This window comes from Moellerella wisconsensis ATCC 35017 (genome assembly GCF_001294465.1).
Classification (GTDB): domain Bacteria; phylum Pseudomonadota; class Gammaproteobacteria; order Enterobacterales; family Enterobacteriaceae; genus Moellerella; species Moellerella wisconsensis.
This window is the reverse complement of sequence record NZ_LGAA01000071.1, coordinates 1-323: the sequence shown is the minus strand read 5'-3', so window position 1 is coordinate 323 and position 323 is coordinate 1. Positions and strand designations below refer to the sequence as shown.

Genomic DNA, 323 nt, shown 5'->3' with positions numbered 1-323 from the left:
AAGTCTCAGGAAATCAATCTCGATTACATTCCTGAACTGATTTTTGAATACAACAAACAGCACCCGAACAAAGAGACACTGAAGGAAGAGGTCACCCGGCTTATCCGTGCCAGTCTGGGGAACCGGGCGAAAGAAGGGCTGATGCTGGAATTTATCGGGCAGACAGATATAGATAACCTGCCGAATAAAGAGTCCGTGATAGAGCAGTTCTACACCTTCGCTCAGGCCGCTCAGCAGCGGGAAGCGGAGGCATTGATTCAGGAAGAGAATCTCAATCACGATGCTGCCAGGCGTTATATCAGTGCGTCACTCAAGCGTGAATA

General features: G+C 48.9%; 1 protein-coding gene. It reads left to right on the top strand.

Annotated features, from left to right (window positions below; genetic code table 11):
• Positions 1–323, top strand: a 323-nt coding sequence (locus M992_RS14430) for a type I restriction endonuclease subunit R, EcoR124 family (RefSeq protein ID WP_072165989.1), incomplete at both ends; no start/stop codon positions are given.